This is a genomic window from Achromobacter sp. K91 (assembly GCF_003576205.1).
GTDB classification, from domain to species: domain Bacteria; phylum Pseudomonadota; class Gammaproteobacteria; order Burkholderiales; family Burkholderiaceae_B; genus Achromobacter; species Achromobacter aegrifaciens.
The window spans coordinates 31,761-55,109 of sequence record NZ_QWFB01000026.1 but is presented as its reverse complement, the minus strand read 5'-3'; the positions used below and the strand labels follow the sequence as shown (position 1 = coordinate 55,109).

Below are 23,349 nucleotides of genomic sequence, written 5' to 3'. Positions count from 1 at the left end.
TTCCTATGTCCACTACGACCACTACGCATCCCGCGCCGGCGCAAACGTTGGCTGCCTCGCCTGATCAACTTTGGCAGGACGCCCTGTCCGAAACCGGCGACGGCCGCGCGCAGCGCGGCAGGCCCGACTGGACCGACGTCGTCTTCTTCCTGTTGCTGGCGGTGGGTGCGGGATTCGCGCTGACCCGCTACAGCAACGCGATGGACTATTACGAGAAGATCATCCTGTGCGGCACCGTGCCGGTGCTGGCCTGGATGGGCTGGCTGTGGCGCCCGCTGCGCCACCTGATGGTCGCCTGTGCCATTGCGGCGGGGTTGGCGCTGATGCTGTACGGCAACGACCTGGCCCGGGCCGAGCAGGTGTTCTTCCTGAAGTACCTGTTCTCGTCGCAGTCGGCCATCCTGTGGATGTGCGCGCTGTTCGCGCTGGCCATGGTCTGCTACTGGATCGGCTTCTTCAGCCCTACCGCCGCCTGGCTGGGCACGGCGCTGAGCTGGGGCGCGGTGTTCGCCGGCGTCACGGGCCTACTGGTGCGCTGGCGCGAAGGGCACTTGATGGGCCCGGACCTGGGCCACATCCCGGTCAGCAACCTGTATGAAGTGTTCGTGCTGTTTGCGCTGATCACGGCGCTGTTCTACCTCTACTACGAACGCAAGTACGCCACGCGCGCGCTGGGCGGTTTCGTGATGCTGGTGGTGACGTCGGCCGTGGTGTTCCTGCTGTGGTACTCCTTCACGCGCGACGCCGGGCAGATCCAGCCGCTGGTGCCGGCGCTCAAGAGCTGGTGGATGAAGCTGCACGTTCCGGCCAATTTCATTGGCTACGGCACCTTCTCGCTGGCCGCCATGGTGGGCTTTGCCTACCTGGTGAAACAACATGGCCAGACCACGTCCTGGGCCAAGCTGGCGCCGCTGTTCGTGCTGGGCGTGCTGCTGTGCGCCGAGCCCATGGTGTTCCGTACCGATGGCCTGTCGGCCACCTGGATGCTGTACTTCGGCGTGGGCGCGGTGATCGTGGGCGCCATCCTGCTGGGACGCCGCCGCATCGCCGCGGCGCTGCCCTCGCTGGAAGTGCTGGACGACATCATGTATCGCGCCATCGCGATCGGCTTCGCGTTCTTCACCGTCGCCACCATCCTGGGCGCGCTGTGGGCGGCCGACGCCTGGGGCGCGTATTGGCAATGGGACCCCAAGGAAACCTGGGCGCTGATCGTCTGGCTCAACTACGCGGCCTGGTTGCACATGCGCCTGATCAAGGGCCTGCGCGGGACCATGGCGGCCTACTGGGCGCTGATGGGCCTGCTGATCACCGGCTTCGCCTTCCTGGGCGTGAACATGTTCCTGTCGGGCCTGCACTCCTACGGCGAACTGTAGGCGCTGACGGCCTGTTCAGGCCGTCAGCACAACCATCACCGGCTGGGGCGAGTACACCTTGACGCCAGGCGCATTGATGGTGTTCTGCAGGGTCAGGCTCGTCATGCGGACGATGGGCGCGCCGCGCACCAGCATGGTGAACGCGCCCGTCATGTAGCGCGACTGGCCCATGAAGGTCTGCGAGATCAGGCCGCCGCCCACGCCGGCGGTATCGCCCAGCGTGACCGGTATCACCGTCGCCATGTTGTGCACCGGCGCTGCCATCAGCCATACATTCCAGACCACGGGGATACCCATGGACGAGGTCGCCGTGTCGATGTGCGGCACCGGCGGCACCGGGGTCTTGCAGACGTCGGGAACGCCCACGGCCAGGCTGGGCAATTGGCAGACTGCGAGCATGTTGATCTCCTTAGGCGGCGAGGGGGCGGCGATGCCGCGTGGGGTCAAAGGGAGGCGCGTCCGGCCGACCAGAGTTCGGCTTCAAGCAGGGGCGCGTCGTTTTCGATGATGCCGCGGCGTTGCGTCCAACGCGTGCCCTGGGTCAACGCGCGATGCATGCGCGTGCGCAGGAAGGTGGCGTCGCGCAGGTCGGCCCCGCCCAGGTCGGCCAGCGAGAAGTCGGCGTCGGTCAGGTTGGCGCCGCGGAAATCGGTGTCGGCGCAACGCGCGCGCTGGAAGATGCACAGCGACAGGCTGGCGCCGCGCAAGGAGGCGCCGTCCAGCGTCGCCTCGGCCCAGATGGCGCCGTCGAAACGGCCGCCCTGCAGGTCGGCGCCGCTCAGGTCGGCCTGAGGGAACAAGCACTGCGGGGCCGACGCGCCAGCGAAGCGCGCGCCGCGCAGCGACGCGCCCTTGAAGCCGGCCTGACGCAGGTCGGCATTGCGGAAGTCCGCGCCGTCCAGCTGGCTGTCGGTGAAATGGCAGAGCGGGTAGGCTTGCGAGGAGAAGTCCTGCGCCGTCAGATCGCATTCGATGAACATGGTGCTTTCCGCGCCGGCGCCCGCCAGCACGATGCTGCGCAGGTCCAGCTGGTGGAACAGGGTGTAGCTCATCCGGGCCTGCGACAGGTCGGCGCGCGTCAGCACGCCGCGCGAGAACACCGAGCGTTCCACGCGGGCGGATCGCAAGGAGGCGCCTTCGAGCGAGGTGGAGTTGAACGCCGCTTCCTTCAGCTCGGCCCCTTCCAGGCTGGCCTGACCCAGATCGCATTCGGTGAAGCTGACGCCATGGGCATGGCTGCGGTCCAGCACCGCCCCGCGGGCCTGACAGCGGAACAGCCGGGCCATATCCAGATTGGCGTCCGCGGCGTCCACGCCAGTCAGCACGCAGTTGAGGAATTGGCTGTCCTGCAACTGGCAACCGCTCATCCTGGCGCCGCTCAAATCCACCTGGTCGAAGAACGCGCCCGCCAGGTCCAGGCCGCGCAGGTCCCGGCCCGCCAGGCTGCGGTGCGCTATCGGCTCGCCGTGGCGCACCTGGTCCAGCAACTGATCCAGGTTCATGCGGCGTTCTCCGGCTGCCGGGCCGGCCAGAGCTTGGCGCCTTGGGTATGGGCGTCGTCCAGCCCGGTGCTGCCGTCCATCTGCGCCTGCGCGACATCCGCGCGAAAGAGGTTGGCGCCGGTCAGGTCGGCGCGCAGCAGGATGGCCTTGCCGAGCAGGCTGTTGATCAGGTTGGCGTTGCGCAGGCGCGCGCCGGTGAAGTCGGCGCGCACGAAGTGGGTGTCGGGGGCGGCCATGCCGCTGAGGTCTGCTTCCCGCAGGCTGCAGTTCGAAAAGTCACTGGCGGCGACTTGCGCGCCACGCAAGTCGGCGCGATCGAGCATCGCGCCACGCATGCTGCCCACCTTGAACCGCATGCCGCGCAGGCAGGCGCCGGCAAGCGCTACGCGTCCCGCGTAGGCGCAGCCATCGAGCGTGGCGTTCTCCATGCTATGGCGGCCCGAGAACTCCACGTCCATGAAGCTGACGCGCAGCAAGTCCGCGCCGGAGAAGTCGGCGTTCGCCATCGTGCCCTGCATGAACACGCATTGATTCAAGCGCGCTTGGTGAAAGCGGCAATCCTCGAAGGCGGCCATCATCGCGGCCCATTGCTCGAAAGACGCGCCGCTCAGGTCGCAGCCGCGCAAGCGCGCCTGATGCAGGCGTCCCAGCAACCAGACGCTGCCGGCAAAGCTGCAATCTTCGCAGTTGGCATGGTCCCAGATGGTTTCCTTGATGCGGCTTTCGGTGAAGTCCGTCTGCACGCACTGCGTGCGGCCCAGGTTCGCGCGCGACATATCGGCGCCGCGCATACTGGTGCGCGCCAGGTCGGCGCCTGCCAGCACCGCGTCGGTGAGGTTGCAGCCGTCCAGCCGCGCGTCGGCGAGATTGGCGCCGGCCAGGATGGCGCGCTGGAAGTCGACGCCGGAAAGATCCATGCCGCTCAGGTCCGCGCCAGTCAGGTTCATGTCGCGGCAATCGCGATTGCCTTTCAGACGCGCTTCCAGCTTCGAACGCGTGCGCCGTGCGCGCAACGGCGGCATGGGCGGGGGCGGCGCGAACTGATGCGCCGATTGCTGATAGGCCTGATGCACCTGCGGACCCAGGGTCTGGCTGAGCGGGGGCGGCACGCCTGGTGCATCCGGCGCGCCGCGCTCGGCCTGCGTGTGCGGGTTGGCATCGAAGTCGGCGATGTGCCGCTTCACCTTGCGTGGGTCGAAGCCGGCGGGAAGCTTGCCGTCATCCTCCAGCTTGCGCAGTGCGTCCATGTCTACCCCGGAGACTGCGGCCATGGAGGGCAGGTTGGGATCGGCCAGCGCGCGCGCGCCGGGACCGCCCGACAGGCGTTTGGCCTCTTCCAGCTCCCGCTGCATGCGCAGGATGGTCTGCGGCAGATCGGCCAGGTTAGGCGCCTTTGGCGGCGGCTGCAGGGGAACCATGTACAGATCGGGATCCAGGCCCTGGGCGAGCAGCGATTCGCGCTCGCGGGCATGCCGCCGTGCGGCGCCGGCATGCAGGTTGCGGTTCGACGGCCGCTGGGCCGTGGCTTCCATGGCCGCCTGCGGCAGCTCGCCGCAGATGTCTTCCGGCACGAGCTGGGCATCCAGCAGGGCATGGACCGCGCCGAGCTCGGTATCGAGGCGCTGTCCCACCACAGTCTGGTAATGCGCCACGTCGCGCTCCTGGCCGGCGTGTTCCAGCGCGGGCATGATGTGCAGGATATCTGCCGCATCGTCTTCGCGTACCGGCAGCGCGCCATGCCAGATCAGCGCCAGCTGCGTGCGGTCGGGGAAGAACCAGGCCGTGGTCAGGCGCAACGCGACTTCCTCGAGCGCGCTGCCATCGGCCTGGCGGCTGAAGAAACAGCGGGCGCGCCAGTCGGGCAGGCGGCCGCGCAGCACCTCGCGTTCAGGGTGCATGTTCCACAGTTCATAGTCGGCGCCGCCGGCAAGCGCCGAATTGGCGGGCCCCCATTGGTCGGGCGGGGCGGCATTGAAGAAGCGCCAGTCCATGTCGGACGCGAAGCCCGGGAAGTCATGTTCCAGCCACTGCTGGCCATACTGGCGGCCCAGCAGCGCGGCCCGCTGCGGCCAGTCCATGGGCATGGCGGTGAAACCGGCGGGCGCGACGCGCTGGGAGGGCGATGCGACGCGTTCCTGCGGGTGTTCGATGTTGGGCAGCCGGCGCACGCGCACGCCGTTGACGTCCTCTTCCTGCGCGCCTATGCCCTGCGGGTTTTCTGCGCAGCCGGGGCCGCCGTAGGCGCGGCTCCAGTCCAGACGCATGCGCTCGAAGGGCTGGGGGGCGGTGGCCTTGCCATCGAGCCAGTAGCGGTCGCCGAAGACCAGCAATGATTTGTCGATCGCGCCCACCTTCAGGCGCACGGCGCAGGCGCCGGGACTCTTGGGATCATGCGGATAGGCGTGGCCGGCGACCAGCACTTCCGGACACAGCTTGGGCGTGGCCAGGTCCAGCAGGCCGCCAGCTTCGGCGCCTGCCAGCTTCCAAAGTTCCTGGTCCATGAGCAGCGTGGGCGCGTGCGCGATATCGACCAGCGCGAACACCGCCACGCCCAGCACGTCGCGGCCTTGCCAGCGGTAGGGGCGGGTAAGCAGGCCCAGGCGGAACGGCTTGATGGTCTTCATGGCTATCCGGTGGCCTGGTCCACGACGACCTCCCGGGTCGCGGGATCGACGCGCACCTGTATGGTCTTGCCGACGCCGAAATCGGCCAGGTGCAAGGGCGACAGGGGCACGCTGAGCGTGCGCGACAGCGCGGGCGTGGCGCTGGTGGCGGCCACGTCCAGGTCCAGCTCGATGACGAAGTACAAGGTATCGCCGATCCGGCGGCGCGTGTCGCGTGCCGCCGTCACCCGCGCGGTGCCGGGCAGTCCGCTGACGCGCAAACTGTCCTGCCGCTGCACTTCCTTGCGTCCCGCCGCGCGACGCTGGCGCTCGCGCCACAACATGTACGCCGCCTGCGCCAGGGACAGCAACAGGCCCAGCCATACCCACTTGGCCCAGCTGGGCCATGCATCGATGAAGTCGGACATGGCGGCCTTAGATGATGCTCCAGAGACCGACCATCGACGCGCCCAGGCCCACCTTTTCCGCAGTGACCGCGTCGAACTGGTAGCTGGCGCCGGTGGTGCGGTACGAGACCATCTGTCCGATGCTGCTGACCATGGCGTAGTTGGTGAACGAGAGGTTCAGCATGACCGTGGTGCGGAACAGCGCCAGGCGATGCATGCCGAATTCCGCCTTGGCCACTGCCAGGCCGATGGAAAATGGCGTGGCCTGAAGCCAGCTTTCCTTGGAAAGATCCTTGACGTTGGCAGCGTCCATCACGACATCGGCAGGGGTTTTCAGCGTGATGTTGCCGTCGGCCTTGACCAATACGGTGGATCCCGTCGACTCCATGTCTATCTTGCCCTTGGCCTTGAGATCCATGGTGGACGTTTCGGACTCCACGTGCATCGCGGTCTTGGCCTTGACGTCCATGTTCGCGTCGGTGGAAAGCACTTCGACCTTGCCCTTGGCCTTCTCGGTGAGCATGCCGGTCTTGACGTGATGCAGCGAGTCGCCTTCGTTCACGTAGACCTGCTCGCCGTTCTTCAAGGTTTCCTTGAAGAGACCCGTGATCTCGCGTTCCTCGCCCTTGGCTGCGACCGTCGTCTTCAGGCCGTTGTCGAACTTCTCGTCCATCAGGCCGTCTTTCACGTTGACCGTGCGCGATGCCTTGACGGTGTATTCCTCGTGCCCCTTCACGAAAACGTCGCGCGTCTTGTCGACATGCAGCTTGTCGGTGCCGGTGACCTTGATGTCGCGGTTGCCGCCGATCCTGGTGGTGTCGTTGTCGCCGATGGTGGTGCTGCGGTTCTCGTCGGTCGAATGGAATTCGTTGGCTTCCACCTCGGTGCAGAGTTCGCGTTCCGCATGCAGCCAGATGCGTTCGCTGCCGCTCTTGTCCTCGAACATGAGCGCGTTCGCCGTCGCGGGCGTGCCGCTCTTGGAGCGGCTCAGGAAGCCGCTTTGCGTGGCGTTGTCCGGCAGGTCCCAGGGCGGCAGGTTGTTGGCGTTGAAGACGCGGCCGATCACGATGGGGCGGTCGGGCTGGCCGCCGATGAAGTCGACGATCACTTCATCGCGCACGCGCGGCAGCTGGATGCCGCCAAAGCCGCCGCCGGCCCAAGGGCTGGACACGCGCACCCAGCACGAGCTGTTCTCGTCCTTCTTGCCATAGCGGTCCCAATGGAACTGCACCTTGATGCGGCCCATCTTGTCCGTCCAGATTTCCTCTCCTTCCTTGCCCACTACCGTGGCGGTCTGTGGGCCATGGGTGCGCGGAACGGGAGTCACGCGCGGCGCGCGGAATTGTGTGCTGGACGGCAGCACGACGAACTCCAGGTCGAAGTCGCCGGGATCGGGCTGGCCGCTGGCATAGCCTGTTTCACGGATCCGGTAGTAGGTGCTGACGACGAGGTACTCGCGGTTCTCGGCCTGGCGCGGATGATTGCGCAGCGTGAAGAGATGGCCCGTGGCCAGCCCGCGGGCGTTGGAGCCGCCGGCGCTTTGCTCCTTTCTGCATTGCAGGTCTTCGAGCCGCACGCGGGTGTAGTGCTCCGCGTCGTCAGGATTGGTGTAGCCCCCTTGCCATTCGTACATCTCCAGGTCGCCATGGTCGTGCGCGCCGGGGTTGTTGCGGCGCGCTTCCAGGCTGGCGGCGGGCGTGAGCGGATGGTAGTCCGTGGTGGCAAAGGCGCCGGGCGTGATCTGTTCGGCCACTTCCCATTTGTAGACGTGGTCTTCGCGCGGGATGGTGATGCGGTCCGGCCCGTAATAGGGAATCTGCTCGTAGCCCGAGACGGGCTCGTGCTGCGTGATGTCGTCGGTGAGGACCAGGGTGTGCTTGCCCTTGTCGTGCTTGAACCAGAAGTAGATGCCCTCGTGCTCCATCAGGCGGCTGATGAAGGCGTAGTCGGTTTCCTGGTACTGGACGCAGTATTCCCAATTGCGGTAGCTGTCCACCAGCTTGAACTCGATGGGATAGTCGTAGTCCTTCAGCACTTCCCGGATGACGTCGGGCACGCTCTTGTTCTGGAATATCTTGTTGTCCGAGGTCTGGGTCAGGTACCAGAGCCACGGCCGCACCGTGGCGCGGTAGATGGTGTAGCGCGAGGTGTTGTTCTCGCGGCCCACCAGCGCGCAACGCGTGATGTGCCCGCTGAGATAGCGCGGTGCGGCGGACCCGGTTTCGATCTCCAGCGTCAGCGGCTTGCCCAGCAGCGACTTCATATCCAGCGAATAGGATTCCGAGACCAGCTCGACCTCCAGTTCGTACAGCTGCGAAAGGCTCTCGGCGCCATGCATGGCGCGGAACTTCAGTTGCTCCGGCGGCAGGGGCGTATGCGCCTTGACGACACGTTCGCTGGGCACGTTGCGGTCCATCTCACCGTCTCCTTATGAGAATGCTTCGCCTGTTGCTGCGTGTGCTGCTTTCGATTTCTTCGCGGCCGCGCGCCAGGCGCGTCACGATGACTGCAATGGGATGTCCGGCCACGCGATGGGGCCGCTTGCATAGGCGGGCAGGGACTCGTCACGAACGGGTCTGCGCCGGGGAAATCTGTCTCTGGATCTGATGCGCGCCGGTCTTGCCGCCAGCGTGAGCGCCGATTGTAGGCAGGGGCGAAAGCGCCGGAGAAGCGCTCTCACATGCTTTTGTGTTTTTTACGCTTCGGTAACAGTCCTTCCGTGATGCGCCCGATTCCGTAAGGTCTGTGTCCAAAAATCAATGCAGCAGGGAGACAAGTGTTCAATTGTTTACTCGGGTGTTAGCTATCTGTAAGAAAAATCTGTAGTTGTTAGGTTGCCGTTGCATGCGGAAAGAGATGCCTAGAATTCACCCTTCCGTGAAGCAGCGCGGAGCGTAGTGGTTGTATCCAGGCAGCATCCCAGCAGGCATTTAACTGATGACTATGGAATTCGCCGACATCCTCAATACACTCGATTCACGTCTGCCCTGCGGGGAAGACCTCGAATACGACGCCGACTTCCTGCAACTGCAGCAAGCCGCGGCGGGGCGCGACGAACAGCAGTTCGGGTCGACCATCATTGCCGCGCAGCCACCTGACTGGCGCGAAGTCGAACGCCTGGCGCGCGCGCTGCTGGAACGCACCCGCGACCTGCGCATCATTGGCCTGTTGACCTCAGCCTGGACCGAAATCCGCGGCCTGCCCGGCTATGGCGATGGCCTGGCGCTGGCCGTCGATACCCTGGAACGCTATTGGGAGCCGGTGCATCCACGCCTGGACAGCGTGGGGGAAGACGATCCCATGCCGCGCATGAACGCATTGGCGGCCTTTGGCGACATGCAGGGCTGTGCGCGCAGCCTGCGTTCGGCCAGCCTGATCAGCGGCGTGCATGGACAACTCACCGTGCGCGATACCGAAGCGCTGCTGGACGGCAGCCGCCAGGATGCGGACGGCTATCCAGGCGGGCGTCCGCGCCTGGTCGAGCGCTTGCGCCAGGCATGGACGCAAGGCGATGCCGACGTGCAGGCGCTGGCCTCAGCCGCCGATGCGCTGCGGCGCATTCAGAAACTCGTGACGGACAAATTGGGCGCCGCGTGGGCGCCCGACTATGCGGCCATCCTGCGCACGCTGGACCTGGTGCTGGACGCGGCGCGCGATCCGCAATCCGCGAGGCCGACCGCGGCGCCGACCGACGAGGCGCGGACCGCGGCAGAGGCGCCAGCCACGCAGCCGGTCGCGAGCGCGGCGGATCACGCCGCACGCTGGCAGGACGCGACGATCCAGTCGCGCGACGAGGCCGTGGCGATGCTGTCCAAGGTCTGTGCGTACTTCGAGGCCAACGAGCCCGGCCATCCCGCGCCTTACCTCATCCGCAGGGCGCAGCAGCTCATCCCAATGAGTTTTCACGACATCATCAGGAATCTGGCGCCCCAGGGGCTGGAGCAGTTCGAGGCATGGCTGCCGCGGTCCGAGGCGAACCGGCAGGAACCGTAAGGCGGGCCAGCCGCCGCACCAACAAGAGGAGACGACATCATGGCGACCAGCCTGAAGGGAAGCGGCCAGAAGTTCATTGCAAGAAACCGCGCGCCGCGGGTGCAGATCGAATACGACGTGGAGATCTACGGCGCTGAACGCAAGATCCAGTTGCCGTTCGTGATGGGCGTGCTGGCGGACCTGGCCGGCAAGTCCGAAACGCCGCAGCCGGAAGTGGGCGAGCGCAAGTTCCTCGACATCGACATCGACAACTTCGATGAACGCATGCGTTCCATCCAGCCGCGCGTGGCGTTCCAGGTGCCCAACACGCTGACGGGCGAAGGCAACCTGAATGTGGACGTCACATTCGAGAGCATCGACGATTTTTCGCCGGCCACCGTCGCTCGCAAGGTTGGCGCGCTGAACGAATTGCTGAGCGCGCGCACCCAGCTGGCGAACCTGTTGACCTACATGGACGGCAAGACCGGCGCCGAGGAACTGATCGGCAGCGTGCTCAAGAATCCAGCGCTGATGAACGCGCTGGCGGCCGCGCCGAAGCCGCAAGAGGAGCCGCGCGCATCCGATGCCCCCGCGCCGGACCCGGCCGCCTGATTTCCGCTTGAATCGCTTTTCGGAGAATGCCATGACCGCAGTGGCCAAACGCGCCGACGCGCGTGCTGTCGAGACCCTGCAGGCGGACGATCTTTCCGCCCTGCTGAAGAAGGAATTCAAGCCCAAGACCGAGCAGGCGCAGGAGGCGGTGGAACACGCCGTGCGCACGCTGGCGCATCAGGCGCTTGAGAACAGCGGCGTCGGCCTGTCGTCGGACGCCTACCGCACCATCCAGGCCATCATCGCCGAGATCGACCGCAAGATGTCGGAGCAGATCAACCGCGTGATGCACCACCCCGACTTCCAGCAGCTGGAGGGCGCGTGGCGCGGCCTGCATTACCTGGTCACCAACACCGAGACCGACGAACTTCTGAAGATCCGCGTGATGTGCCTGTCCAAGTCGGAACTGGGCCGCACGCTCAAGCGGCACAAGGGCGTGGGCTGGGACCAGAGCCCGATCTTCAAGCGCGTGTACGAGGAAGAGTACGGCCAGTTCGGCGGGGAGCCCATCGGCTGCCTGGTCGGCGACTACTACTTTGACCACAGTCCGCCCGACGTGGAACTGCTGGGCGAGATCGCCAAGATCTCATCCGCCGCGCACTGCCCCTTCATTGCGGGGGCTTCGCCCAACGTGATGCAGATGGATTCGTGGCAGGAACTGGCCAACCCGCGTGACCTGACCAAGATCTTCACCAACACGGAATACGCCGCATGGCGCAGCCTGCGCGAATCCGAGGACTCGCGCTACATCGGGCTGGCGATGCCGCGCTTCCTGGCGCGGCTGCCCTACGGCGCGCGCACCAATCCCGTCGACGAATTCGACTTCGAGGAAGACACCGACGGCGCGAACCACGACCGCTACACCTGGACCAATTCCGCCTATGCCATGGCGGCCAACGTGAACCGCTCGTTCAAGCTGTACGGCTGGTGCACGTCCATCCGCGGCGTGGAGTCCGGCGGCGCGGTGGAGAACCTGCCGTGCCACAGCTTTCCCACCGATGACGGCGGCGTGGACCTGAAGTGCCCGACCGAGATCGCCATCAGCGACAGGCGGGAGGCCGAACTGGCCAAGAACGGCTTCATGCCGTTGGTGCATCGAAAGAACTCCGACTTCGCCGCCTTCATCGGCGCGCAGTCGCTGCAAAAGCCGCACGACTACTACGAGGCCGACGCCTCGGCCAATGCCAAGCTGGCCGCGCGCCTGCCGTATCTCTTCGCATGCTGCCGCTTCGCGCATTACCTGAAGTGCATCGTGCGCGACAAGATCGGCTCGTTCCGCGAACGCGACGACATGGAGCGCTGGCTGAACGACTGGATCATGAATTACGTCGATGGCGATCCGGTGAACTCCTCGCAGGAAACCAAGGCGCGCAAGCCCCTGGCCGCGGCCGAGGTGCAGGTGCAGGAGATCGAGGACAACCCGGGCTATTACTCCGCCAAGTTTTTCCTGCGGCCGCATTATCAGCTGGAAGGGCTGACGGTGTCGCTGCGGCTGGTTTCCAAGCTGCCTTCGCTCAAACAGAACGAAGGCTGAGTGGCGCTGACAAGTCGGGGCGCAACCGTGCCCCATAACTCCAGGAGACAGATGTGGCAGTGGATATGTTCATGAAGATCGATGGCGCCAACGGTGAATCCAAGGACGCCAACCACAAGGACTGGACCGATATCGTGTCCTTTTCATGGGGCGCAACCCAGCCAGGCAACCTGGCCAGCGGCGGCGGCCTGGGCGCGGGCAAGGCCAGCTTCAACGATCTGCACGTAGTGGCCCGCATCGACAAGGCCGCGCCAGCCGTGATGAAGCACTGCGCCAGCGGCAAGCACCTCAGCAAGATCGAGCTGTCCATGTGCAAGGCGGGCGGCGAGCAGATCGAGTACTCCAAGATCACGCTGGAGGACGTGCTGGTGTCGTCGGTGCAGATATCCGGGGACCGCAGTGCCGAAGGCGTGGTGGTGAACTTCGCGTTCCAGGCGGCCAAGGTCAAGCAGCAGTACTGGGAGCAGACCGACAAGGGCGGCAAGGGCGCGGAAAGCCTGGTGGCTTGGGACATCAAGCAGAACAAGGAAGTGGGCTAGGGCGGAGACACCCATGTCCATCGCTGCGGTTCCCTTCGGCGCGCTCAGCCTGGCTGGCCAATTGGACGAGCTGCAGGCGCAGGTGCGCCGGCAGCCCGCCGACGCGGACCTGCGCGCCCAGCTGTTCCAGCTGCTGGCGGTGCAGGGGGATTGGGCGCGCGCGGCCGAGCAGCTCAACGTCTGCGGGCATCTGAACGCGCAGGCGCGGCCGACGCAGGTGCTTTACGCCAGCGCCATCGCGGCGGAACGCGAGCGCGAGGCCGTGCTTGCCGGGCAAGGCGAACCCGCGCTGCTGGACGAGCCCGCTGATTGGCTGCGGGCCATGATATCGGCGCTGCGCCTGGACGGCACTGCGCCAGGCCAGGCGGCCGAGCTGCGCGGCAAGGCTTTCGAGGATGCCAGCGCGCGTGCCGGCCTGCTGGAACTGGCGGCGCAAGAGACGGCGCAGCCGTTCCAATGGATCTGCGATGGCGACAGCCGCCTTGGTCCGGTGTTCGAGTTCCTGGCGGGCGGGCGCTACGTGTGGCTGCCCTTCGCTGGGCTCAAGCGCGTGCGTCTGCTTGCGCCGGAAGGCCTGTGCGACCTGGTCTGGGCGCAGGCCGAGATCGAACTGGAAGACGGCCGGGTGCGGCAGGGCCTGGTGCCGGCGCGCTATCCGGCAGCGCCCGGCGCGCGCATGGTCGAACTGTCCGACTCGGCCAAGCTGGGCAGGACGACCGATTGGCGCGCCCTGCATGGCGACACCTACGCAGGCGTGGGGCAGAAGATGTGGCTGACGGATGCCGCGGAAGTCGCGCTGCTCGAGGTACGCAGCCTGGAGCTGGCGTGATGGGCCACGCCGATCGTCCGCGCGATTGGGAGCCGTTGTCGCGCGGCCAGCGCGCGGCGCGCGACCGGTTGCAGCCGTCGCTGCTGGATCGCCTGATGGACAACGAGCCCGCCAAGCGCGAAGAACCGCGCGAAAACGCCATGTTGACGCATGAGGCGCTGCGCGCGGCGGTGCTGCGGGACCTGCGCTGGCTGCTCAATACCGTCAACCTGCAGGCGTCCCAGGACCTGTCAGCGCACCGGCCGGTAGCGGCCTCGGCGCTGAACTTCGGCGTGCGCGCCATGGCGGGAAAGCGCATGTCGGAGATCGACTGGATCGACGTCGAAGAGTCGATCCGCGCAGCGATCTCCGCGTTCGAGCCGCGCATCCTGGACTCGTCGGTGGAAGTGCGCTGCGTGTCCGATGCCGGCACGCTGGAACACCACAATGTGCTGAGCCTGGAGATACGCGGCATGCTGTGGTGCGTGCCGCAGCCGCTCGAGTTCCTGTTCCGCACGGACATCGACCTGGAAAGCGGCCACATGGATCTGCGCGATCTGGGCGGTGCCTGATGGACGATCGCCTGCTGGATTACTACAACCGGGAACTGGTCTATCTGCGGGAGCTGGGCGCGGAGTTTGCGCAGGCCCATCCCAAGGTGGCGGCGCGGCTGGGCATGAATGCCACGGAGGTCGCCGATCCTTACGTCGAACGTCTGCTGGAGGGCTTCAGCTTTCTGACCGCCCGCATCCATATGAAGATGGATGCCGAGTTTCCGCGCTTCTCGCAGCGGCTGCTGGAGGTGGTCTATCCCAACTACCTGGCGCCCACGCCGGCGATGGCCATCGTGCAGTTCGCGCCCAGCATGAACGAAGGCACCTTGGCGGGCGGCTTTGAATTGCCGCGCGGCACGTTGCTGCGCGGCCGCGTGGCGCGCGGCGAGCAGACGCCTTGCGACTTCACCACCGGCCACGCCCTGCGCCTGTGGCCCTTGCAGGTCACGCAGGCGGAATTCACCGCCGCGCCGCAGGATCTGCCGCTGGCGCGGCTGGGCCTGGCCGGGCGCGCCGCTCGCGTGCTGAGCGCGCTGCGCATCCGGATAGAGGTTTGCGGCGGGCAGCGCCTGGAGGACCTGGAGCTCGATCAGCTGGTGTTCCACCTGAACGGCCAGGACCTGCAAATGCAGCGTCTGCTTGAAGTCGTGATGGGGCATACCGTGGCGGTGCTGGGCCATGACACCGCCAGGCCGGTGGCATGGATCAACCGACTGCCGCCGGACGCGGTGCGCCACGAAGGTTTTGCCGACGAACAGGCGTTGCTGCCGGGCGATGCCCGCGTGTTCCAGGGCTATCGCCTTCTGCAAGAGTATTTCGCATTCGCGCAGCGCTATCTGTTCTTCAGCATCAACGGATTGAAGCGGGGGCTGCGCACGCCCGCGATGCCCCAGGGCGCGCAGCGCGAAACCCGCGCATTCGATCTGACTCTGCTGTTCTCGATGGCGGCGCCGGAGCTGGAAGGCGCGATATCGGCCGCCAACCTGGCGCTGCATTGCGTGCCGGTGATCAACCTGTTCGCCAAGCGGGCGGACCGCGTGGCGGTTACGCCCAGGACTTCCGAGTACCACGTCGTCATCGACCGCAGCCGCCCGCTGGACTACGAGGTCTACGGGGTGACGCGCGTCGCGGGCCATGCCGCCGCGCAGCGGCAGGAGCAGGAATTCCGGCCGTTCTACGGTTCGCTGGGCAGCGATCCCGAAGAGCACGGCGCGTACTTTTCCATGCGCCGCGAGCCGCGGCTGGTGTCCGATAGCGCGCAACGCAACGGCACCCGTAGCGGCTACATCGGCAGCGAAGTGTTCCTGTCGCTGGTGGACCGGCGCGAGGCGCCGTTCTCGGGCGACCTGCGCCACCTGACCCTGGAAACCCTGTGCACGAACCGCGATCTGGCGCTGCTGTTGCCGCTGGGCGGCGATACCGACATGACCTTGCGTGTGTCGGCGCCGGTGCGCGCGGTCAAGGTGCTGCACGGACCCACGCGGCCCCGCGCGGCGCTGGCCGAAAACGCGGCCACCTGGCACCTGATCAGCCACCTGGGCCTGAACTACCTCAGCCTGACCGACCTGGACGCCGAGCAGGGCGCGCAGACCTTGCGCGAAATGCTGCACGTGTACGGCAACCTGGCCGAGCCGGGCGTGCGCCGGCACATCGCGGGCCTGCGGCACGTCAGCGCCACGCCTGTGCATCACCGTCTGCCCGTGCCCGGCCCCATCGTCCACGGGCGCGGCGTGCGCATCGCGCTGCAGGTGGACGAGACCGCGTTTTCGGGCATCAGCCCTTATCTGTTTGGCGCCGTGCTGGAGCAGTTCTTCGCGCGCCACGTATCGATCAACCTGATGTCGGAGCTGGTCCTCTCGACCCTGCAGCGCGGCGAGGTCGCCCGCTACAAGCCCCGCATGGGACGCCGGCCCGTGGTCTAGGGGCTGAGCACATTAAAAGGAGCGCGTGATGAAGTCCGCCGCACATCTGAACCGCATGGCTTACGACCCCGTCCATCTGCTGGGCGAGCTGCTGCGCCGCGAAGACGACGGCAGCTATGCCGTGGCCTGCGATGGCCGCGTTTGGACCGTGCGGCGCGCCGCCAGCTGCCTGCTGGAGCCGCAGCCGGGCGACGAAGTGCTGATCAGCGGGCCGGACCCCGCCCGCATCTACCTGATCGCCGTCACCGTGCAGGCCGATCCCGCACGCACCACGCTGCAGGCGGAGGGCGAATTGCTGCTGCGCTCGGGCAGCATCCGCATGGTGGCCAGGCAGCTGCATGCCACGGTGGGCGAAGTCCGTCTGGTGGGCCGCAGCTACGAGGCGGTGATGGACCGCATGACGCTGATGGCGCGGCTGTCGCAGCGCAGCGTCAGCGAGATGGACCAGGTGCGCGCCGGCGCCATCGATTTCCAGGCCGAGCAGAGCGCGCGGCTGCACGCGGCCTACACCGTGGTGACGGGCGGCGACCTGGTGAAGGTGGACGCCAAGCAGATACACATGGGGTAGGACGGTGGATATCGCCCAGCCCGTTGCCGATCCCGTCCATCCGTCCGCCGCGCCTGATGGCGCGCTGGCGCAATGGTGGCGCGCGGTCGAACGCGAACCGTACGCCCATGACCTGTTCCATGCCTTGCGCTGGATCGATGCGCTTTCTGGCGCGCGCAAGCCCTTGGGACGCGACACGGTCGCGCGCCACGAACCCGTGCGGCTGCGGCAGGAGCCGTCGATGGCGTTCGCGCCGTCCACCGTGGCCGCCGCGCGCGCCGCCACGGGCGGGCGGCCCGCGGAACTGTCGATTTACAGCTTCGGCCTGTTCGGCCCCAATGGACCCTTGCCCCTGCATCTGACGGAGCATGCCCGCGAGCGTCTGGCGCATCACGGGGACCGCACGCTGTCCGCATTTGCCGACGTGTTCCATCACCGGCTCATCCTGCTGTTCTACCGCGCCTGGGCGGACGCGCAGAGCACGGTCAGCCTGGACCGCAAGGATGAGCGCTTCACTCGCTACGTAGCCAGCCTGCTGCATATGGGCGAGCCGTCGATGCGCCGCCGCGACGCGGTGCTGGACCACGCCAAGTACCACATGGCGGGCCATCTGACGCGACAGACCCGCAACCCGGAAGGGCTCAAGCACATCTTGCAATCGTTCTTCGGCCTGCCCGTGCGCATCCGCGAGTTCGTGCCGCAATGGATCCGCCTGGAACCAGCCCAGCGGCTGGGCCTGGGCGGCTTTGCGGGGCTGGGGCGCGACACGGTGCTGGGCGTGGCGGTGCGCGATGCCCAGCACAAATTCCGCATCGAGATCGGCCCGCTGGCGCTGGAGGACTACCAGAGCTTTCTGCCGGGAGGCATACGCGCCCGCCAGCTGACGCATTGGGTCAGGCATTACATCGGCATGGAGCTGGCCTGGGACCTGAGACCGGTGCTACGCGCGGAGGACGCGCGTGGCGTGAACCTGGGCGCCGCGCGTCCGCTGGGCCTGTCCTCATGGCTGGGCAAGCGCCGGCCCGAGCAAGGCGAGGCGGGCGATCTTCTGCTGGACTACGAAAGCCGCGGCGCCAGGCCGCCACGTGGCCGTGCGCCGGCCTCAACCTCAACGACGACGCGCGCGTGACGCGCCACCCTGCCATGTCCGATATCGGCCGCATCGACCTCTTCGGCAAGCTCAATCCACTGCTCTACCAGACGCTGGAGGGCGCCACCGCGTTCTGCAAGCTGCGCGGCAACCCCTATGTGGAGCTGGTGCATTGGGTGCACCAGATCCTGCACGCGCAAGACAGCGACCTGCATCGCATCGCGCGCCGCTTCGAGCTGGACCTGGCCGCCTTGCAGGCCGACCTGACGGCGGAGCTGGACCGCCTGCCGTCTGGCGCGGGCTCGGTCTCCGACCTGTCTGAACACATCGACCATGCGGTCGAAAGGGCCTGGGTGCTGGGCTCGCTGCGCTATGGCGCGGCGGGCATCCGCAGCGGCCATCTGCTGGCGGGACTGGCGCGGACCTATGCGCTGCGTCACGTGCTGCTGGGCATGTCGGCCCAGTTCTCGCGCATCGCGCCGGACACGCTGTTGGAACAGCTGCAGGAGATTGTGCAGGGCTCGCCGGAAGACGCGGCTGAGACTGCGCCCGTTGCCGCTGCCGGGGCGCCGGACGCGGGCGGTTCCGCGCTGGTGCGGTTCGCCGTCGACCTGACGGCGCGCGCGCGCGCGGGCGAGATCGACCCGGTTTCGGGACGCGATGAGGAAATCCGCCAGCTCATCGACGTGCTGATGCGGAGGAGGCAGAACAATCCGCTGCTGGCCGGCGAGGCCGGCGTCGGCAAGACGGCCGTGGTGGAAGGGCTGGCGCTGCGCCTGGCCGCAGGCGAGGTGCCGCCGCAGCTGCGCGATGTGGCGCTGTACCTGCTGGATATTGGCCTGCTGCAGGCGGGCGCGGGCGTGAAGGGCGAATTCGAGCAGCGGCTGCGCGGTGTCATCGATGAGGTGCAGGCCAGCGAGAAGCCGGTGGTGTTGTTCATCGACGAGATCCACTCGCTGGTGGGCGCGGGCGGCGCGGCAGGGACCGGAGACGCGGCCAATCTGTTGAAGCCGGCGCTGGCGCGCGGCGAGCTGCGCACCATCGGCGCCACCACCTGGTCGGAATACAAGAAGTACATCGAGAAAGACCCCGCATTGAGCCGCCGCTTTCAGGTCATACAGGTGCACGAGCCCGACGAGGCGCGCGCATTCGGCATGTTGCGCGGACTGGCTGAAACGCTGCAGGCGCATCATGGCGTGCTGCTGCTGGACGAGGCGATCGAAGCGGCGGTGACACTGTCGCACCGCTACATTCCAGCGCGCCAGCTGCCCGACAAGGCCGTTGCGTTACTGGACACGGCCTGCGCGCGCGTCGCCGTCAGCCAGCATGCGGCGCCGCCCAGCCTGGAGGATGCGCGCAGGCGGGTACAGGCGCTGGAGCTGGCTCAACGCATCGCCGAACGCGAGCTGCGTCTGGGCGAGGGCGATGCGCAGCGGGTCGGACGCCTGGCGGCCGAGCAGGCCGTCGCCGCGAAAGAGGAGCAGGCGCTGGCGGAGCGCTGGGAGTCGGAACGCGCGCTGGCCGGAGAGGTGCTGAATTTGCGCCAGACGCTGGAGCTCGCCTCCTCCGATGCGCAGGAAGACCAGCGCCGCGCACTGGCGCAGGCGCGCATAGCGCTGGCGGCCAGTCAGGATGAATCCGCGATGGTGCATTGCGCGGTCGATGCCGCCGCCGTGGCCGCAGTGGTGGCCGACTGGACCGGCATTCCCGTGGGCCGCATGCTGCGGGACGAGGCGCGCGCGGTTCTGGACCTGGCGGACACGCTTTCGGCGCGTGTGATCGGCCAGCGAGATGCCCTGGAAGCGGTGGCGCGCCGCGTCCAGACTTCGCGGGCCGGCCTGACCGACCCGGACAAGCCGGTAGGCGTGTTCCTGCTCTGCGGCCCCAGCGGCGTCGGCAAGACGGAGACCGCGCTGGCGCTGGCCGAGGCGCTTTACGGCGGCGAGCAGAACCTGATCACCATCAACATGAGCGAGTTCCAGGAGTCGCACACGGTGTCCACGCTCAAGGGTGCGCCGCCGGGGTATGTGGGGTATGGCGAGGGCGGCGTGCTGACCGAGGCCGTGCGCCGGCGGCCCTACAGCGTGGTGTTGCTGGACGAGGTGGAGAAAGCGCATGCCGATGTGCACGAGATCTTCTTCCAGGTCTTTGACAAAGGTTGGATGGAGGACGGCGAGGGGCGCTATATCGATTTCCGCAATGCGGTGATCATCCTGACCTCCAACGTGGGCGCGGAACGGATCGCGGCGCTATGCCGCGATCCCGAGCTGCTGCCCGACGCCGCCGCGTTGGCCGCGGCATTGCGCGAACCGCTGCTGCAAGCCTTTCCAGCCGCGCTGTTGGGGCGGCTGGTGGCGGTGCCCTACCTGCCGCTGCCGGACGCCATGCTGGCGCGCATCGTGGACCTGCAGTTCGAGCGCGTGGGCCGCCGCCTGCTCGAGCAGCACGGCATCGTGCTGGAGGTGACGCCCGAGGCCACTGCGCTGGTGGTGGCGCGCTGCGCGGAAGTGGAGTCGGGGGCGCGCATGGTGGATGCCGTCCTGACCAATACCGTGCTGCCCCGGATCAGCCGGGAACTGCTGGGCGCCTCCATGCAGGACCGCAGGTTGAGCAAAGTAAGCCTGTCGGTCGCCGACGGGGAGTTCCGCTATGACTACGCCTGAGGCCTCAGCGGTTCTTGTCGCCGGGTCCTGGCTTGACGGGCGCGGGCCGCAGGTAGCCGCCGATCTCGCGCAGATGATCGGACGCGCTGCGGCCGTCTGCCGCGTCGCGCGGGCGGCCCAGCGCGTCGTCGACGGGATGGGCCCGGTGCTCGGCCAATGCGTCGTGCGCGGGCAGGGCGGACGGGGTGCCGTCCGAGAAGATGCTGGGTGTGTCGTCACCCGGCGCATCGAACAGCGCCAGGGGATCGGTGGGCGGGCGCGACACCGCGCCGTCGCCGGGCGGCAGGTGGCGCAGGGGATCTTCCGGGTTGCGCGCCTGCGCGGAGTCCAGATCGAAGGGGTGTGTGGAGACGTCCGGCGCGCTGCCCACGGGCAGGGTGCCGGGGCCGATCAGGTCGCTGAAGATGTCGTCGTCGACCACGGCGGCCGCGCTGGCCGCCGGAGTCTCCGGCGCGGCCGCTGCGGCGCGCAGCCGGTAGTCGCCGATCTGCAGCTCGTCGCCTGGATGCAGCGGCACTTCCTGGTCGCGCGCGAGCGCCTGGCCATTGACGCTGACGGTGCTCATGTCGCTCAGGTTGAGCAGAAAGCCGGCGTCATCGTCGTTGACGCGGATCGCCGCCTGCACGCGGCAGATGCCGCGCGTCGGATCGGGCAGGGCCAATTGGTTGTCGAGACTGCGGCCTACCGTGCCGCCGGGCGCCGTGAACACGGCGTGGATGGGTTCGAAGGCCGGATCGCCGGCACGCTGGAACACGGTGAGTTTCACGCCTGTCTCCTGGGCGCCGTCGGCGCGTTAACGGATCTGGGACGCTTGCGCCGCCTGGAATGCCGGTCCCCACTGGGGGTGTCCGGCCTCATTCGGCGCGAGCTGGAACGAGGGCTGCAGCTGCAGGATGCGCGCGAAGCTGTCCTCGCACAGTTGGCGATAGTTGGTCACGCAGTAGCTGAAGGCCTGCAGCTTGAGCGCTTCGACCCGCATGGGCGTGGGCGCGGTGGCAAGCGCGTCGGAAGTCGCCACCGTGCGCACGACGGCTCCGAAGCGGCTGGCGGCATATTCGTCGCGCACCTGCTGCAGCGCTTCCACGGCTTGCGGCGATGGGGTGGAAGCACAGGCTGCAAGCAGCGCGAGCATGGATATCAAGCAAATGCGTGCGGACTGTTTCATGGCGCGGGCGTGTCGTTCGGAGTGTGTAGGCCTGGTCATTCCGCCGATGATAGCGGCCCGCCGTGCAAGGTATGCGTCGCGGCGTAACAGACGTGTGTACTTTTATTTCCGAGGTCTTATGAACGGTCCATGCCTACGAGTGATTCCGACGGGACGGCGGCGCACCGCGGCGATTCTCGCGGCTGCGTTGACGGCGGCGATGCTCGCGGCATGCTCGTCGACGGCCAAGCGAGTGCCCGTGCCGTACGCGATCGAACTGCGCGCGGATCCGAAAGTGAACCAGAACGCCAGCGGCAGGCCCTCGCCGGTGCAGGTGACGATCTATGAACTGAAATCGGCCAGCATCTTCGAATCGCGCGACTTCTTCACCTTGCAGGGCGATGCGCATGCGGCGCTGGGCGCGGAGCTGCTCAATGTCGACCAGGTCATCCTGAAACCGGGTGAAACCAAGGTGGTGCAGTACCCAGGCAACGCCGAGGCGCGCGTGGTGGGCGTGGTGGCGGCCTATCGCGAACTGGAGCAAAGCAAGTGGCGGCTGCTGGTGTCGTTGCCCGAGGCGCAGAACACCAACATCTACAAGGTCTGGCAGTTTTCGCCGAACGAGGAGACGGTGAAGGTCGCGGTCAAGCGCGACGGGCTGGAAGAAGTGGATCGCAGCCGTTCGTGGTGGCCCTTTTAGAAGCGAAGAGAACCGCACATGGTGAGTAGAGACAAAGTGATCTGGTCGGAGGGCATGTTCCTGCGGCCGCAGCATTTCCAGCAGTTTGAACGCCATATGCTGCATACCGCGCAGCAGCGCGCAGCCACGCTCCAGGGATGCTTCTGGGGCTTTGGCCTGCTGTCGCTGGACCGCGACGCGCTGGCGATCGGCAAGGTGGCGCTGACCCGGGCGCAAGGCGTCATGCCCGACGGCACGCCTTTCGATTTCTCGCATCCGGACGCGGCGCCCGCGGCGTTCGAAGTACCGGCGCAGACGCGCGGCGCGCGCATCGTACTGGCCCTGCCGCGCGTGCGCGCCGGCGCCAGCGACGTCATCTACGAAGGCGAGGAAGACACGCTGGCGCGCTATCTGGTGCACGAGGCCGAAGTGGAAGACAGCGGCTCCGTGGCGCTGGAACCCGTCCTGATGCAGCTCGGACGCTTGCGGCTGCGGTTGATGCTGGAAGACGAACTCACCGACGACTGGCTGGGCCTGGGCGTGGCGCGCGTGCTGGAGCGGCGTTCAGACAACCGGGTGGTGCTGGACGAAGGCTATGTGGCGCCGTGGCTGGCGGCGGGCGAGCATCCGGTTCTGCGGGGCTTCGTCGATGAACTGCAGGGGCTGCTCGACGCGCGCAGCGAGGCGCTGGCCTCGCGCCTGTCGCAGCCCGGCCGCGGCGGCGTTTCCGAGGTGTCGGACTTCATGCTGCTGGAAACCGTCAACCGCTATATAGGTTCGATCTGGCATGCGCGGCAGCTTCCGGCGCAGCATCCCGAACGCCTGTTCCACGACTGGCTGTTGCTGGCCTGCGACCTGGCCACCTTCACGTCCGCCACGCGCCGGCCCGGTGTGCTGCCGGACTACGTGCACGATGATCTGCAGGGCAGCTTCACGCCTTTGATGAACGAGCTGCGCCGCTCCCTGTCGGCCGTACTGGAACAGCGCGCCTTGCAGATACCGCTGCAGGACCGCGGCCAGGGCGTGCGCGTGGCGCAGATCCAGGACGCGGAACTGTTGCAGTCGGCCGGCTTCGTGCTGGCGGTGCATGCGGACCTGGGCGTGGAGACCGTGCGGGCGCGCTTTCCGGCGCAGGTCAAGATCGGTCCGGTGGAACGCATCCGTGACCTGGTGCACCTGCAATTGCCGGGCGTCGCCGTGCGCGCGCTGCCCGTGGCGCCGCGACAGATTCCGTACAGCGCCGGACATGTCTATTTCGAACTGGATAAGAGCGGCGAATTCTGGAAGCAGCTGGAGCGCACCGGCGCGCTGGCGTTGCATCTGGCGGGCGATTTTCCCGGGCTGACGATGGAGTTCTGGGCGCTGCGCGACTGAGCGCGGCCAAACCAGGCGGAGACAAC

Annotated in this window: 20 protein-coding genes; 13 read left to right on the top strand and 7 right to left on the bottom strand. The window is 67.1% G+C overall.

Annotated features, from left to right (window positions below):
- Positions 1-5 precede the first annotated feature (5 nt).
- The gene (gene ccsB / locus DXK93_RS07380) at positions 6-1,373 is read left to right on the top strand and encodes a c-type cytochrome biogenesis protein CcsB (protein ID WP_054457234.1); all 1,368 of its coding nucleotides are present in this window, start codon (positions 6-8) and stop codon (positions 1,371-1,373) included.
- A gap of 15 nt (positions 1,374-1,388) precedes the next feature.
- Here the strand turns inward: ccsB and DXK93_RS07375 are convergent, their stop codons facing one another.
- From DXK93_RS07375 to DXK93_RS07355, 5 genes are read right to left on the bottom strand one after another with little or no spacing between them, the layout of a single operon-like run.
- Positions 1,389-1,772: a DUF4150 domain-containing protein gene (locus DXK93_RS07375; protein ID WP_054457232.1), complete on the bottom strand. Its 384-nt coding sequence runs from the start codon at positions 1,770-1,772 to the stop codon at positions 1,389-1,391.
- A gap of 44 nt (positions 1,773-1,816) precedes the next feature.
- Positions 1,817-2,875, bottom strand: a complete 1,059-nt coding sequence (locus DXK93_RS07370) for a pentapeptide repeat-containing protein (RefSeq protein ID WP_119449740.1) — start codon at positions 2,873-2,875, stop codon at positions 1,817-1,819.
- Positions 2,872-5,499 (bottom strand): DUF2169 domain-containing protein, encoded by a 2,628-nt coding sequence (locus tag DXK93_RS07365; protein WP_119449739.1) that lies wholly within the window; start codon positions 5,497-5,499, stop codon positions 2,872-2,874. Before DXK93_RS07365 ends, DXK93_RS07370 begins: the two co-directional genes overlap by 4 nt.
- 2 nt (positions 5,500-5,501) lie before the next feature.
- Positions 5,502-5,906: a hypothetical protein gene (locus DXK93_RS07360; protein WP_119449738.1), complete on the bottom strand. Its 405-nt coding sequence runs from the start codon at positions 5,904-5,906 to the stop codon at positions 5,502-5,504.
- 7 nt (positions 5,907-5,913) lie between these two features.
- Positions 5,914-8,301, bottom strand: coding sequence for a type VI secretion system Vgr family protein (locus DXK93_RS07355; protein WP_054457222.1), 2,388 nt, complete (start codon positions 8,299-8,301; stop codon positions 5,914-5,916).
- 527 nt (positions 8,302-8,828) lie between these two features.
- Here DXK93_RS07355 and tssA point away from each other — a divergent pair.
- The 10 genes from tssA (at position 8,829) to tssH (ending at position 20,126) form a co-directional block, all read left to right on the top strand.
- A complete protein-coding gene (tssA, locus tag DXK93_RS07350) occupies positions 8,829-9,878 on the top strand; it encodes a type VI secretion system protein TssA (protein WP_054457220.1) in 1,050 nt (349 codons plus the stop codon).
- Between the two features lie 39 nt (positions 9,879-9,917).
- Complete coding sequence (gene tssB, locus DXK93_RS07345; RefSeq protein WP_054457219.1) at positions 9,918-10,469, top strand: type VI secretion system contractile sheath small subunit; 552 nt, start codon at positions 9,918-9,920, stop codon at positions 10,467-10,469.
- 31 nt (positions 10,470-10,500) lie between these two features.
- Complete coding sequence (gene tssC / locus DXK93_RS07340) at positions 10,501-12,003, top strand: type VI secretion system contractile sheath large subunit (protein ID WP_059379448.1); 1,503 nt, start codon at positions 10,501-10,503, stop codon at positions 12,001-12,003.
- A 71-nt stretch (positions 12,004-12,074) separates the two neighbouring features.
- A complete protein-coding gene (locus DXK93_RS07335; protein ID WP_088607795.1) occupies positions 12,075-12,542 on the top strand; it encodes a type VI secretion system tube protein Hcp in 468 nt (155 codons plus the stop codon).
- A gap of 13 nt (positions 12,543-12,555) precedes the next feature.
- Positions 12,556-13,371 (top strand): type VI secretion system accessory protein TagJ, encoded by an 816-nt coding sequence (locus DXK93_RS07330; protein WP_119449737.1) that lies wholly within the window; start codon positions 12,556-12,558, stop codon positions 13,369-13,371.
- Complete coding sequence (gene tssE / locus DXK93_RS07325; RefSeq protein WP_054457215.1) at positions 13,371-13,922, top strand: type VI secretion system baseplate subunit TssE; 552 nt, start codon at positions 13,371-13,373, stop codon at positions 13,920-13,922. Before DXK93_RS07330 ends, tssE begins: the two co-directional genes overlap by 1 nt.
- Positions 13,922-15,826 (top strand): type VI secretion system baseplate subunit TssF, encoded by a 1,905-nt coding sequence (gene tssF, locus DXK93_RS07320; protein ID WP_119449736.1) that lies wholly within the window; start codon positions 13,922-13,924, stop codon positions 15,824-15,826. Before tssE ends, tssF begins: the two co-directional genes overlap by 1 nt.
- A gap of 28 nt (positions 15,827-15,854) precedes the next feature.
- Positions 15,855-16,394, top strand: coding sequence for a DUF3540 domain-containing protein (locus tag DXK93_RS07315; protein ID WP_119449735.1), 540 nt, complete (start codon positions 15,855-15,857; stop codon positions 16,392-16,394).
- A 4-nt stretch (positions 16,395-16,398) separates the two neighbouring features.
- The gene (gene tssG, locus DXK93_RS07310) at positions 16,399-17,502 is read left to right on the top strand and encodes a type VI secretion system baseplate subunit TssG (RefSeq protein WP_119449734.1); all 1,104 of its coding nucleotides are present in this window, start codon (positions 16,399-16,401) and stop codon (positions 17,500-17,502) included.
- A gap of 14 nt (positions 17,503-17,516) precedes the next feature.
- Positions 17,517-20,126 (top strand): type VI secretion system ATPase TssH, encoded by a 2,610-nt coding sequence (tssH, locus tag DXK93_RS07305; protein WP_119449733.1) that lies wholly within the window; start codon positions 17,517-17,519, stop codon positions 20,124-20,126.
- A 4-nt stretch (positions 20,127-20,130) separates the two neighbouring features.
- Here the strand turns inward: tssH and DXK93_RS07300 are convergent, their stop codons facing one another.
- Both DXK93_RS07300 and DXK93_RS07295 read right to left on the bottom strand, forming a co-directional pair.
- Positions 20,131-20,892, bottom strand: coding sequence for an FHA domain-containing protein (locus DXK93_RS07300; RefSeq protein ID WP_119449732.1), 762 nt, complete (start codon positions 20,890-20,892; stop codon positions 20,131-20,133).
- Positions 20,893-20,919: 27 nt separating this feature from the next.
- Positions 20,920-21,258, bottom strand: a complete 339-nt coding sequence (locus DXK93_RS07295; protein ID WP_233564518.1) for a TssQ family T6SS-associated lipoprotein — start codon at positions 21,256-21,258, stop codon at positions 20,920-20,922.
- Positions 21,259-21,409: 151 nt separating this feature from the next.
- Between DXK93_RS07295 and tssJ the strand changes: the two genes are divergently transcribed.
- Both tssJ and tssK read left to right on the top strand, forming a co-directional pair.
- Positions 21,410-21,970: a type VI secretion system lipoprotein TssJ gene (tssJ, locus tag DXK93_RS07290; RefSeq protein ID WP_054457203.1), complete on the top strand. Its 561-nt coding sequence runs from the start codon at positions 21,410-21,412 to the stop codon at positions 21,968-21,970.
- Positions 21,971-21,988: 18 nt separating this feature from the next.
- Entirely contained in the window at positions 21,989-23,323 is a 1,335-nt protein-coding gene (tssK, locus tag DXK93_RS07285) for a type VI secretion system baseplate subunit TssK (protein WP_119449729.1), read from the top strand.
- Positions 23,324-23,349: the final 26 nt, after the last annotated feature.